At 44.9% G+C, this 12,367-nt stretch carries 9 protein-coding genes; 5 read left to right on the top strand and 4 right to left on the bottom strand.

Annotated features, from left to right (window positions below):
* Positions 1-45 precede the first annotated feature (45 nt).
* A complete protein-coding gene (locus tag LZ23_RS14835; protein WP_045215270.1) occupies positions 46-1,053 on the bottom strand; it encodes a DUF933 domain-containing protein in 1,008 nt (335 codons plus the stop codon).
* 465 nt (positions 1,054-1,518) lie between these two features.
* Between LZ23_RS14835 and topA the strand changes: the two genes are divergently transcribed.
* Positions 1,519-3,765, top strand: coding sequence for a type I DNA topoisomerase (topA, locus tag LZ23_RS14830; RefSeq protein ID WP_045215568.1), 2,247 nt, complete (start codon positions 1,519-1,521; stop codon positions 3,763-3,765).
* A gap of 89 nt (positions 3,766-3,854) precedes the next feature.
* Here the strand turns inward: topA and LZ23_RS14825 are convergent, their stop codons facing one another.
* Positions 3,855-4,718, bottom strand: coding sequence for a DUF2156 domain-containing protein (locus tag LZ23_RS14825; protein WP_045215269.1), 864 nt, complete (start codon positions 4,716-4,718; stop codon positions 3,855-3,857).
* A 253-nt stretch (positions 4,719-4,971) separates the two neighbouring features.
* On the opposite strand from LZ23_RS14825, the gene LZ23_RS14820 reads away from it, so the two are divergent.
* Both LZ23_RS14820 and LZ23_RS14815 read left to right on the top strand, forming a co-directional pair.
* Entirely contained in the window at positions 4,972-5,835 is an 864-nt protein-coding gene (locus LZ23_RS14820; RefSeq protein WP_045215267.1) for a YitT family protein, read from the top strand.
* Between the two features lie 5 nt (positions 5,836-5,840).
* Positions 5,841-6,563 (top strand): adenosylcobinamide-GDP ribazoletransferase, encoded by a 723-nt coding sequence (locus LZ23_RS14815; protein ID WP_232300513.1) that lies wholly within the window; start codon positions 5,841-5,843, stop codon positions 6,561-6,563.
* A gap of 243 nt (positions 6,564-6,806) precedes the next feature.
* On the opposite strand, the gene LZ23_RS14810 is transcribed toward LZ23_RS14815, so the two are convergent.
* Complete coding sequence (locus LZ23_RS14810) at positions 6,807-8,741, bottom strand: molybdopterin biosynthesis protein (protein ID WP_045215264.1); 1,935 nt, start codon at positions 8,739-8,741, stop codon at positions 6,807-6,809.
* Positions 8,742-9,094: 353 nt separating this feature from the next.
* Between LZ23_RS14810 and fliJ the strand changes: the two genes are divergently transcribed.
* On the top strand, positions 9,095-9,538 hold the full coding sequence (gene fliJ / locus LZ23_RS14805; RefSeq protein WP_045215567.1) for a flagellar export protein FliJ: 444 nt from the start codon (positions 9,095-9,097) through the stop codon (positions 9,536-9,538).
* Complete coding sequence (locus tag LZ23_RS14800) at positions 9,498-10,097, top strand: MotE family protein (RefSeq protein WP_198146004.1); 600 nt, start codon at positions 9,498-9,500, stop codon at positions 10,095-10,097. Before fliJ ends, LZ23_RS14800 begins: the two co-directional genes overlap by 41 nt.
* A 643-nt stretch (positions 10,098-10,740) precedes the next feature.
* Here LZ23_RS14800 and amrS read toward each other — a convergent pair.
* Positions 10,741-11,751 (bottom strand): AmmeMemoRadiSam system radical SAM enzyme, encoded by a 1,011-nt coding sequence (gene amrS, locus LZ23_RS14795; RefSeq protein ID WP_045215262.1) that lies wholly within the window; start codon positions 11,749-11,751, stop codon positions 10,741-10,743.
* Positions 11,752-12,367: the final 616 nt, after the last annotated feature.

Here is a 12,367-nt window from a genome sequence, read left to right as displayed (position 1 = left end):
GAATTGTTGCTTGTTTTGATGTTTATATAGTTGTCAGATTTTGAATCATACGTTAAACCGAAAGGTTATGATGTCGCCGTCCTTGACAATGTAATCTTTTCCTTCAAGGCGCAGAACACCTTTTTCTTTGGCCTTTTTCATATCCCGGCATTCCAGAAAGTCACTCCAGCCCAGAACCTCTGCCCTGATAAATCCTTTTTGAATATCAGAATGAATTAGCCCTGCAGCCTCAGCAGCTGTAGATCCTTTTTTGAGGGCCCAGGAGCGAACCTCCTTTTCTCCTGCTGTGAGAAACGTAATGAGGTTGAGCAGGGAGTAGGTTTTGTAAATTACTCTGTCCAGAGCAGAATGTTCCACTCCCAGGTCCTGCATGAACATCTGGAGTTCTTCAGGGTCTTCCAGTTCGGCCATTTCGCGTTCCAGCATGGCAGAAACCGCGATATGGGCCATGGAAAACTGATCTTGCGGGGGCTCAAAGCTGCCCATTTTGTTTTCAGATATATTCCAGGCATATAATATGGGTTTGGCGGACAGGAAGGAAAAGCCCTTGAGTGAGGGTTCAGTACTCAAGTCATAGTCCATGCGAAGGGGCTTTTCCTGTTCGAGCAAAGCCATGGCTTTTTGCAGCAGTTCTTCCTCTTTGGGATCATATAAATGCTTTGCCTTCTGCTTATCCTGGGCCAGTCTTTCCAGTTTCTTTTCAATGACCGCCAGATCAGACACAATCAGCTCCGCTTCTATAGCATCAAGCTGGTCCTGCGCATCTGCAGTTCCTGAATAGGCATCCAGCACTGCCAGGAGGCAGTCACAACCCCGGACAGCGTTTAAAACCTTGTTGCCAATGGACTTGGAGCCTCCGCTGCCGGGCATATCATTATATTCAATTTCTGTTCTGGTAACTTTTCCAGGCTTAAAGACTTTGATTAAAGGGTCAAGCCTTGGCTCCGGCACTTTGACCATGGCTCTGCCTGCCGCGGCAGAACCAGGACCAGCCAGGGCCCTGAAAAGTTCTGTTTTTCCACATCCTGCAAAGCCGACTATAGCTGTTTTCATTAGTTTAACTCCAATATCACTTCAGCGAAATATAGAAAATCTGGTAATAGTTTAGCGCTTTCAGGGAAAATAGAGGGGCAGGCGCTTAGGGAACCATTTGAGCAATAACCGATATTTAAAACTTGTCATTTTTAGGATCTTCACCAGGGGCCGGGACCGAACTTGCGAGTAACTGCCTTTAAAGTGGAGCCTGCATCCTGCAGGCTATTTAGTTCCAGGCGGCTGGAAGCCGCCTCCACATTGAAGAACTGTCACTCTTCTGGAAATTGGAACAGTCCCAGCGAGGTGCATTAAAAACTTGTCATTTTTAAGGCAAGTGGGTCCAGAAAGAGCCAGTTCCCGTGCTTCGATAGATATGATTTGTTGGCAGATAATGAAAATTCGAGCTCAAGGCAAGGTAAAAGAATCGACAAATAAATTTTTTACTTGCCAAAGCAAAAGCCTATGCTTATACGCAGGCCCATTATGAGCAAGGATTTAATTATAGTAGAATCACCGGCTAAGGTTAAGACCATAAAGAAGTTTCTGGGCAAGGATTATCTTGTTGATGCTTCGGTTGGTCATATTCGGGATCTTCCCAAAAAGACCCTCGGAGTGAGTGAAGACGGCAATTTTGAGCCTGAATATGAAATTATTTATGGCAAGAAGAAAATTGTTACCAGGCTCCAGCAAAGTGCCAAAAAAGCAGGCAGAATTTATCTGGCCCCTGATCCTGACCGGGAAGGAGAGGCCATTGCCTGGCATATTGCTGAACTGATAAAAAAACAAAATACAAATATCAGTCGAATTCAGTTTAATGAGATTACTTCAAGGGCAGTTAAGGAAGCCTTGGAAAACCCTCGCGCATTAAACGAAAATCTGTTTAATTCCCAGCAGGCCAGACGAATTCTGGACAGACTGGTGGGATATAAGATTTCGCCTCTGCTATGGAGCAAGGTTAAGCGTGGTCTGTCAGCAGGACGGGTTCAGTCTGTGGCTCTGCGTATGATAGTGGAGCGCGAAAGGGAGAGACAGGCGTTTAAGCCTGAAGAATACTGGGTTTTCAAGGCCATGCTTGCCAATGCACAAAAAGAAGGTTTTGAAACTCAACTCTGGAAGATAGACAATAAAAAGGCCCATGTAGGTTCTCAGGAAGAGGCTGATAACCTTGAAGCTATTGTTAAAAAGGCAGAGTTCAAGGTTGACTCTGTTGAGGAAAAGGAGCGCAAGCGCGACCCCAAGCCGCCTTTTATCACCTCTACCCTGCAGCAGGAAGCCAGCAGTCGTCTGGGCTTTACAGCCAAAAGAACCATGTCTGTGGCTCAGCGTCTTTATGAAGGGCTGGAGCTTGGGGCTAAAGGAACTACAGCGCTGATCACCTATATGCGTACTGATTCGGTAAGAGTGTCCAAGGATTCTCAGCAGGCAGCCAAACAATGGATTGTATCCAGTCTCGGCAAGGATTATTATCCCCCAAAGACAAGGTTTTTCAAATCCAAAGGATCAGCTCAGGACGCTCACGAAGCAGTCAGACCGGTTGATCCTCTGATAACCCCGGAAGATGTCAAACCCTATCTTGCGAAACAGGATTACTCTCTGTACAGACTTATCTGGGAAAGATTCATGGCTTCTCAGATGGCGGCAGCCAGGTTCTGGGATACCACAGTGACCGTGTCCGCAGCCAATACTTTGTGGAGAAGTAAAGGTGAGCGCCTGATTTTTGACGGGTTTCTCCGTGTTTATTCAGGTGGAGGAAAAAAGGATGATATCTCATTGCCCAAGCTGACAAAAGATGAAATCCTTGATCTGGAAAATCTGACTAAAGACCAGAAGTTCACCCAGCCTCCAGCAAGATATTCGGAAGCTTCACTGGTGCGCAAACTTGAAGAACTGGGCATTGGGAGACCTTCAACTTATGCGGCCATTATTTCCACGCTTATGGACAGGGAATACGTTACTCTTGAGGAGAAAAACTTCCTGCCCACTGAGCTTGGCTCCGAGGTATGTGACCTGCTTGTCAAACACTTTTCTTCATTAATGGATACTACATTTACTGCCCAGATGGAAGGTGATCTGGATACAGTAGCAGAAGGGAACAAAGACTGGGTTATGCTTTTAAAGCATTTTACAGATGAGTTTTATCCAACTCTGGATAAAGCTAAAAAGGAAATGGCTACAGTCAAGGCAGGCAAGGAAACTGATATCAAGTGTGAGAAATGCGGAAAAAACATGCTCATCAGGTTTGGGCGCAACGGGGCCTTCCTGGCATGTTCAGGTTATCCTGACTGTAAAAGTACGGCCAATTTCAATCGCGATGAAGATGGTAAAATAAATGTTCTCGAGGCAGAACCTGTAATAAGAGAGAAAGTAGGAATCTGCCCTGACTGTAAGGGCGATCTGGTTATGAAAAAGGCGCGTACAGGAAGCAGATTCATTGCCTGTGACAATTATCCAAAATGTAAATTTTCCAAGCCTTTTTCTACAGGCATACCTTGTCCTGTGGATGGCTGTCAGGGTCAAATTGTGGAAAAGGGCAGCAGACGGGGTAAGGTATTCTATGGTTGTGACCAGTATCCAAAATGTGATTACGCTGTCTGGAACTACCCTGTTGAGGAGCCTTGCCCTGAATGCGATTCCAGGATCCTGGTGCGTAAATCCACTAAAACCCGAGGTGAGCACCTTGCCTGTCCGGAAAAGAAATGCAAATACTGGCATAAGCTGGAAGAAGAATAACCAGGAAGTCTTCAAAGCTGGCTATTTTTTAAAGTCGAAGCAGACGCGTTTTTGAATCAATCTTGCCATGTTCCGCAAGCTTCATGTTTTTATAGCCTGGCATTGAATTTTTTCAAAAAATCAATGGGGTTATAGCTTTCCTTTGCTTTTTTCAGTCCTGGATCTCCCAGGTCCTGTTCGCGGTTGACCACAGTGTATTCAGATGCTGAGTGTTCAAGAAAGAGCTTGTTTATGGCCTGATAAACTCCCTTGTAGCCGGGGCACCCCTTTTCAAAGTGAATAACCAGTGTGTTGTCGGGCAGTGCTTCGGCTACTGTGTAGGCTACCATGTCCTGGTCTATCATAAGTCCAGCCCCGAAAAGGCCGGTGAGTTCTTCCCAGCGTGAAAAAACCCTGACAATAGCATTGTTTTCCGCCTCAAGTGCTCCTGAGTCGTCACATTCTTTCCACAGGCACCATTCGGTCTGAAGGGCCAGGGCTTTTTCAATATATTTTTTTTCTAACTCCACATAACTGAAATTATATTTTTTTATAAACTGATTATAGAGGTTTTTCTTTTTATGAAACCTGTTGCCTTTAAGTTCCACAAGTTCACTGACTGAGTAAAGGTAATCCCAGTGTTCCCTGTCGGAAAAAATGCTCATACCCGGCAAGTCTTTCTGCCATATTTCGGCCAGTTTTTCAGGAATTCTGACGATTTCAGTTTTGGTCGGGATATGCTGAAATGATTCTGTCCAGTTTCTTTTCCAGTTACCCACCGGTGCCCAATACATTGTGCGCGGCCTGGTCTGTCTGATCCATGCCAGATCATTACTGAAAGATATTTCAAGACCATACTCGTCCGCCCAGCCATAGATATTCGCAAAGCTGTAGTCAGATGCTATTTGATCAGTATTCTGTAAAAGAACATTGAACTGATCCTGGTGTTTTAAAGAAATAGGGGTAAAGTTCATTGATTAACCTGAATATGTATCTATGCCTTGTTTGTGGTATGGAGAGTGCCTGTCCCCACACTTTAATAAAGTTGAACAGATACTTAATTTATAAGTTGTACGAGGGCTGATGATCACAATATCACAGGATAGTGTACTGGAGATAAAGGGTCAAGTCGCTGCGAAACTCGATATAAAAAACAGGATTTGCCGGATTCCATCAAAGTGGTTAAAGATGCCTGGATTGTCAGAGTAAATAAAGGAGTAAATTATTATGTCTACATTTCTTAGAAGCTTTGTTTATGGACATGCCTGGTGTCTTGGTCTCATGACCCTGGCTGGTTTGATAATAGCTGTAGGAATAAATGGAGTGGCTATTCATCATGAATTCATTGCCGGAGGTTTTTCAGGGCTGAGTCTTTTTCTATTCTATATAACAGGGATAATGAGTCCGGGGATTTGGATGCTGGTCCTTAACATACCTGTATTTGTGGTTGGGTTGTGGTTAGTGAGCAGGCGTTTTTTCTTTTACAGCCTGTATGGACTGCTGGCAACAGCTTTTTTTCTGGAAACAGTTCATCTTGAACTGCCCATCACAGACAGTTTTCTTGCTGCGCTTAGCTACGGTATTTTGCTTGGGGCAGGCATGGGAATTAGTCTACGTTCTTTTGGTTCTACTGGAGGACTGGATATTATTGGAGTTATACTTTTTCAAAAATTTAATATTCGCATTGGTCAAAGCGGCTTCATATTTAACCTGGTTCTATTCGGCTTTGGTTTTATGTTTTTAAATACTGATCTAATGCTGTATTCTTTGACCAGTGTTTTTGTTACAGCTCTCGTGGCCGACTATTTCATGGCCATGTTCAACCAGCGCAAAATGGTGCTAATTATAACCCAGATGCCTGAAAAAATGGTCAACCTCATTGGCCAGCAGGTGCAAAGGGGATCGACTTTTCTTTATGGTCGTGGGGCATACAGCGGAGAACGAAAAAAAATTGTTCTGACAGTAGTCAATAATTTTCAGCTCAAGCGACTGGAGGAAATTATTTTTACCAATGATCCTGATGCCTTTGTTATTATTGAGAATACTTTTAATGTTCTCGGTAAAGGTTTTTCCAAAAGGATGGTCTTTTGAAGCTGGTGCGCAGTTTTCTTTTTGCCCTGTCTTTTCTGAGTATTCTGGCTCCAGCCAGGGTAGTTGACCAGAAGGACATTGCCGGATCATTATACTGGTTCACCATAGTGGGGCTGATCATAGGAGTTGTAATCACTCTGCCTTTATGGCTGGGAATAGCTGCCGGCAGTTCTCTGGTTCAGGCCTGGATTACAGTTGGACTGGGCTTTTTAGTCACCAGGGGGCTGCATTGGGATGGATGGGCTGATTTATGGGATGGATGGGCTGCTCAGCCTGATGTGGATAAATTCTGGCTGATACTTAAAGACAGCAGGGTTGGCGCTTTTGGAGTTATGGGGATTGTCACAGGTATGACAGGTCAGATTGTTCTTGTAAGCGAAGTAATCGCGGCAGGACAATGGGCAGTCATAGTCTGGGCGCTGGGTCTGGGCAGGTGTTCAGCAGTTATTGTGGCATATGTCGGCAAAAGAAGGGCAGTGCCGGGCCTTGGTAACAGCTTTCTTGCGGGAACAGGCGCAGGCACAGTTCTATTCAATATATTTGTGCTGTGCCTGTTTGCAGTATTTATACTGCCCATCAAGGTGACTGTTCTGTCTGCTGTTTTTATGACGGCAGGCATTATTTTTCTGCACGGACTTGGGAAAAAATACCAGGGCATCAATGGTGATTTCCTGGGCGCTGCTGTTATCTGGGGAGAGTTGAGCGCTTTGCTGGCCTTTGTAGTGTAATCAGAGGTCAGAGGTCAGAGATCAGAGGTCAGGGTTTAGTCACTTACCGCTCCAATCCTGTAGTAAAAAAACAAGAAAACTTTATACATTGACAAGACCAATAAGGTCTATAGTTTTAATTCTTCAGCCTTCAGCCTTCAGCCTTCAGCCTTCAGCCTTCAGCCTTCAGCCTGAAAAATACGGTTAACGCCCCAACTTAACGATCCTTGTTTAAATTGAGTTGTGGGCACAGCCCGCATTAGATTATCCCAACCCCTGTCCAGGGCGCATTTCCTGTCCAGTCAGATCTGTTTCATAGCCTCCTGTGGCGAGAATTTTGTTTTTGATATCATCCCGGCGGATAATCTCCAGCAGGGTCTGAATCTTGGTGTCCTCAAAAGCATAGTCAGGTATGAGCAGATCATATCTTTCTCTGGTGAGAGGTACGAAATCTAAGTTTAGAGCTCTTGCTGCAGCCATAATACCCATTCCGCAATCAGCCGTTCCGCTTAGTACGCTGACTGCCACAGACATATGTGTGAACTCTTCCTTGTCGTAACCTTGAACGTTCTGAGATGAAATACCTGCACTTTTGAGATGGTGGTCCAGTAAAATTCTGGTGCCAGCTCCTCTTTGACGGTTGATAAAAGTCAGGTCCTGTCTTGTCAGGTCCTGTACTGCTCCAATGTTTTTGGGGTTACCAGGCGCTACAATGAGTCCCTGATGCCTGATGGCCAGGTTAATTAGCCTGAATTTGAGGTCTGGTGCGTATTTTTCAATAAATGAAAAGTTGTAGTCATCCAGTTCCGGGTCAAAAAGATGAACACCTGCCAGATGCGCAGCACGGTTTTTTACAGCTGTAATGCCGCCCATGCTTCCAAGGTGAGTGGAAGCAAGATGGATGGGGTTTTGCAGGCCCATAAGTTCATTGGCAAGCATGTCCATCAAGTTATCATGGCTGCCGACTGCCATGAGTACTTGATCTAGTTCAGGTTTTTGACGAAGCAGTTCAACTGTAATTTCCCTGTCCGCTGAGACGCCTTCCATTCCCTGATCTATTCTGGTGATGCCCTGGGCCTTGGTAAGGGTGGTAATCATGCCGGCTCCCTTGGATAAGGGAGTGGCAACATAGCTTCCATCAACTTTTCCTACTGAAACCCTGACAAATTCCTCCATACCCGGTCTGGATGGAACCTTTCTTGTGAGTCTGGCCTTGATAGTTTCCTGTTGTCTGCTGTGCCTGCGGGAGAGCCAATACACCAGAGGTTGTAAAATTTGTTCAAAACAAATTACCGAACTTACAGGATAGCCAGGTGCACCAATGATAATTTTTTGCCCGGAAACACCAATGAGAGTCGGTTTTCCAGGCATGGCCTTGATGCCATGAACGAGAACAGTACCGAGTTTTTCTATGATGTTTCTGGTGTAGTCTTTGCTTCCGGCAGAAGACCCTGCACCAATAACCACAATATGAGCATGGGAAGCAAGGGCCTCCTCGATAGCCCGGCCAAGCAGATCAGGATCGTCCTTTACTGGAGGGGTTCTTCTGGTCGTGCAGCCCCATTTTGACGTCAGGCACATGAGAATTTGAGAGTTGCTTTCAATGACCTGGCCTGGTTGAGGCTCTGGCTGCAGGGTGAAGTCCAGCACTTCATCGCCTGTGGGGACCACATGAATACAGACTTTTTCTCTGACTTTAATATTCCATATTCCTGCACTTAAAAGGGATCCTATATCATATGGAGAAAGTTCGTGGTTCTGTGGAAGAAGCAGTTCAGTGGCAACAATATCCTCACCCACCCGGCGCACATTCTGCCAGGGAAAAACCGGGTGCTCTATAAGGATGGTTTCCTGGTCCTCGCGTATTATTTTTTCAACCATAATTACAGCATCCATGTCTCCCGGCAGGGGATTGCCAGTGTTGATATCCTCATAATCAACGCCTTTTTTCAGAGCAACAGGGCTGCCTTCACGGGCGAGAAATGTATCATGAGATTTGACAGCCACCCCATCCATGGCAGCGCTGTGATAGGTTGGAGATGAGAATCTGGCCCAGACCGGTTCTGCAGTAACGCGGGACAGAGCATCCTGGGCAGGTATTGACTCAGTTCCCATCAGTTTTTCAGGGTCGATGGCCTGTTTAACTGTTTCCAGTGCATCTTTTATACTGACAGTGTTGAGATAAATATTTCTTTTCATTGGTAGTCACCTGGGTTAGATGTTGATTGCCACAGCTGTAATTATACATTGCCCGCCAGATTTTTCAAGGTGCTGAACGGTTTATATTTTGCTGCAGTTTTTTTTACCAAAGGACTGCATTTCTGGATAAGATCAGAGCGGTAATCTTCTTGTGTGAAAAATACTTTCACCATGGAGCGGTATCACAACAACTCGCCCGGGGTTGCTGGTAACAGGTTAGTGCCAGGATGGTTCCGGTGCAAGTGTGTGCAGGGCAAAGCCAGTCCAGTGGTCAACCTGTATCTTTATTCACAGACAAATGTATTTTCAGGCATGCTTTTTGTAAAGAAGATAATCATACCCGGTTGTCAAAAATGAGAAAAGAATTTATATTTAATTTACAAAAAATTTTAGATTTTCGAGTCAGTCTGGAAGAAAAGGCTCAGCAGGCGTTGGCAAGAGCGCGTCAGCAGTACCAGGAACAGAACTATGTCCTTGATAATCTTAGGTATGAGTTAAGCCAGGCCAAACAAGAGCTTCAGAGCAAAAAGGATGTCAGTCAGGGCGATATCTGGCTCTGGAATCAGTACATTGACCGACTGAATTTTGACATAAGCCATGCAGAGGTCATACTGCAAAAAATAGCCAAAGAATTGACGCTGAAAAGAAAGAATTTGTTGGAAAAGAGTAAAGAAAAAAAAATCATAGAAAAATTGAAAGTAAACCAGAAAATGAAGTTTAATCATGAACAAGAAAAAGCAGAGCAAAAAGAATTCGATGAAATGGCAGTGGTCCGTTTTAAACCCAAGACCTACTAAGCTTCTACAAGTAATAATGGTTCTTGCGGTTCTTAAAATCGGGTTCATGTTCACCATGTTTGATGATGGAACCCAAAAAAAGACGACTCCTGTCCCAAGGGCAACAATGCTGGAAGTAAAGCCGGCCATTGCCGCTGAAGAAGAAGGAGAGGCAGTCAATGAAGAGGCACCGCAGCAGAACATTACTGAAGAGTTCAGACGACTAAGAGCCAGAGAAGAAGAGATAGATCGAAGAGAAAGAAACCTGCGTATGCTTGAAGCCGAGCTTGATGAAAAACTGGCAGAGCTTCAACGGTTGGAAGCAGGTCTGGAAAGGATGCTCGAAGAGGCTGATGTCGTCAAGGATCAGAAAATCAGACACCTTGTTGATGTTTACGCAAATATGCGCCCACAGCAGGCAGCTGAAGTTCTGGAAACCATAGATGAAAATATCGCAGTGAAAATTCTGGCCGGGATGCGTGGGCGGCAGGCCGGTGATATCCTGACCCATGTAAATTCCAGAAAGGCGGCAAGGCTTTCTGAACTGCTTACAGAGTTGCAAACCCCGTTTATTGAGTAGTTGCAACTCCTTGTGAAAGTTTCATCCAGGTGGGCCCGGGTGAAGAGCTTCTAAGTAACTAAAGCCAAATTATAAACAAAATCAGACGTTTACAGTTTTCATATTTTCACGATTTTTGCCTATGATACATGAACATTTGCCAGAAAAGTTCCGTCAAAGATGAGAGCTTTACGCCTGGCACAGCTTCCTGCCCGGAGGCTTACAGCCCGGAGGGGGACTGTCCCTCGCTGTGTAGATTTTTTCATCAAAGCAAATTTCTTCCAGGAACCAATGCAGCATCAATCTTTTTTATAGTACCTCGCGGGGACTGTCCCAATGTCCATAGAGGAGACTCATTTTCAGTTACTCGAAGGTTCGGTCCCGGTCCCTCCGGGTGAGGAGCTTCCAAGTAACTTCAAAAAAAACTGGACCCCGGATCAAGTCCGGGGTGACGGTTAAAGCAAGTTTTTACTCTTTACCGTCATTCCGGCGAAAGCCGGAATCCAGGCTTTGGTATGAAGAAGCGGCTGGAGCCGCAAGAGTAAGACGTCCCCAGGCTGGAGCCTGGGAACGAGGGGTATAAGCTACTCACAGGCTCGGTCCCGGTCCCTCCGTGTGAGGCGATTACAAAACAATGAACGTTTGTTTGCATTTCAGATATTTACTAATCCCATACTCCTGGAATAATCTGTCCGCAAGAAGGACAGGCTTTGTCAGTGATTTTTATTTCCTGAATTCTGAAGCCTGATCTTTTGACAATCGTCTCCCCGCAAGAGCAGATTGTATTCCCTCCACGATGTCCGGGTGAGTTTCCTGTGTAAACGAACTTCAGCCCCTTGCTTTTACCTGTTTCAAAAGCCTTTTCCAGATCTTCAACTTTAGTTGGTTGTCTGTCTGTCATTTTGTAAGTTGGATGAAATCCTGAAATATGCCAGGGTGTATCAGATCCAAGATTATCATGTATAAATCCGGCCATGTCTTTTATTTCCTGCTCAGAATTGTTAAGCCCAGGTATGAGCAGGGTAGTGACCTCCAACCACCATCCCATTTCCTTTATTCTTACCAGGTTATCCAGAACAGGCTTCAGCGAAGCATCGCAATAATCCCGGTAGAACCTCTCTGTGTAGGCTTTCAAGTCAATATTGGCCGCATCAATGTATTCAGACATTTCCTGAAGACATTGTTTGCTTTGAAAGCCATTACTGACAATTAAATTTTTTAGACCTGCTGCTTTGGAGGGTATTGCTATGTCCCTTACTAATTCTATAAAAATGGTGGGCTCCGAATAGGTGTATGAAATACTTTTGGCGTTGTACTCTCTGGATAGAGCAATGATCTGTTCTGATGATACTGCATTACCCTGGACAGGTTCGTTGTTTTTGGGGGGCTGAGACAGAGAATGATTCTGACAGAATGTACATGATAAATTACATCCCATGGTTCCCATGGACAGAGTATGGCTGCCAGGCAAATAATGGTAAAGCGGTTTTTTTTCAATGGGGTCCAGGTTCATTGCTGCTACTTTATCTCTGACCAAGCTGATTAAATCGCCTGCTACATTTATTCTTACCCCGCACTTTCCCTTTTCATGAGGTGCAATAAGGCAAAAATGACTGCAGGCCATACATTGCACTTTCTGATTCTTTATTTGTCTCCAAAGAATGGCTTGTGACATGGCGTCCTCCCTGGTTTTTGATGTTAACGAGCTTAAGCAGCTTATTGCTGAATGACTTTGACGTCCAAAGTCTCAAAAAGAATGCCTTAGACCTTAGACCTTGGACCAAAATAGACCGTTGTTTACTTTACAGGCCCTGTGCAGTGACAAAGTCCTTGACAAACATTTTACAGTCAAACTAAATTCTGTGGAAGTGTTGTTGACCTTCAGTAGTCTTATCTTAATCAGCAGTTGCATAACCGTCCAGTGACTACCCCAAATTTTTAGAAAAGGGGCTGTCCTTTAACGTAGAGACGGCTTCCAGCCGACAATTGTTCAATAGCTTCAGGATGCAGGCTCGGCTTAATGAAGACAGTTGCTTGCATGTTTGGTCTATACCCCCTTAGATGAGACGCTTAAAAGTAACTACAATCGTTTTGCTCATAAAATCAGAGTATTATGGTTTTACCATACAGATTGCTTCGGTCGCTCAGGCTCCCTCGTGGGTGACAGGTTTTCAGTAACTACATTCTTGACAGCTCAGGTGTCATTGCGAGCGAGTCTTCGAGCGCGGCAATCTCTAACGTGTTAAGGTTGATTTTTTAGTTACTCACAGGTTCGGTCCCGGGGCGCCCGG

Origin of the sequence: Desulfonatronovibrio magnus (genome assembly GCF_000934755.1) — a bacterium.
Taxonomy (GTDB): domain Bacteria; phylum Desulfobacterota; class Desulfovibrionia; order Desulfovibrionales; family Desulfonatronovibrionaceae; genus Desulfonatronovibrio; species Desulfonatronovibrio magnus.
The sequence above is the reverse complement of the archived record's forward strand: the minus strand, read 5'-3'. Positions and strand labels throughout refer to the sequence as shown.

Excerpts from the sequence above, each read along its gene's own strand:
- amrS (WP_045215262.1), bottom strand. The coding sequence starts at position 11,751 with ATGTCACAAGCCATTCTTTGGAGACAAATAAAGAATCAGAAAGTGCAA.
- LZ23_RS14810 (WP_045215264.1), bottom strand. The coding sequence starts at position 8,741 with ATGAAAAGAAATATTTATCTCAACACTGTCAGTATAAAAGATGCACTG.
- LZ23_RS14835 (WP_045215270.1), bottom strand. The coding sequence starts at position 1,053 with ATGAAAACAGCTATAGTCGGCTTTGCAGGATGTGGAAAAACAGAACTT.
- LZ23_RS14820 (WP_045215267.1), top strand. The coding sequence starts at position 4,972 with ATGTCTACATTTCTTAGAAGCTTTGTTTATGGACATGCCTGGTGTCTT.
- topA (WP_045215568.1), top strand. The coding sequence starts at position 1,519 with ATGAGCAAGGATTTAATTATAGTAGAATCACCGGCTAAGGTTAAGACC.
- LZ23_RS14825 (WP_045215269.1), bottom strand. The coding sequence starts at position 4,718 with ATGAACTTTACCCCTATTTCTTTAAAACACCAGGATCAGTTCAATGTT.
- fliJ (WP_045215567.1), top strand. The coding sequence starts at position 9,095 with ATGAGAAAAGAATTTATATTTAATTTACAAAAAATTTTAGATTTTCGA.
- LZ23_RS14800 (WP_198146004.1), top strand. The coding sequence starts at position 9,498 with ATGAAATGGCAGTGGTCCGTTTTAAACCCAAGACCTACTAAGCTTCTA.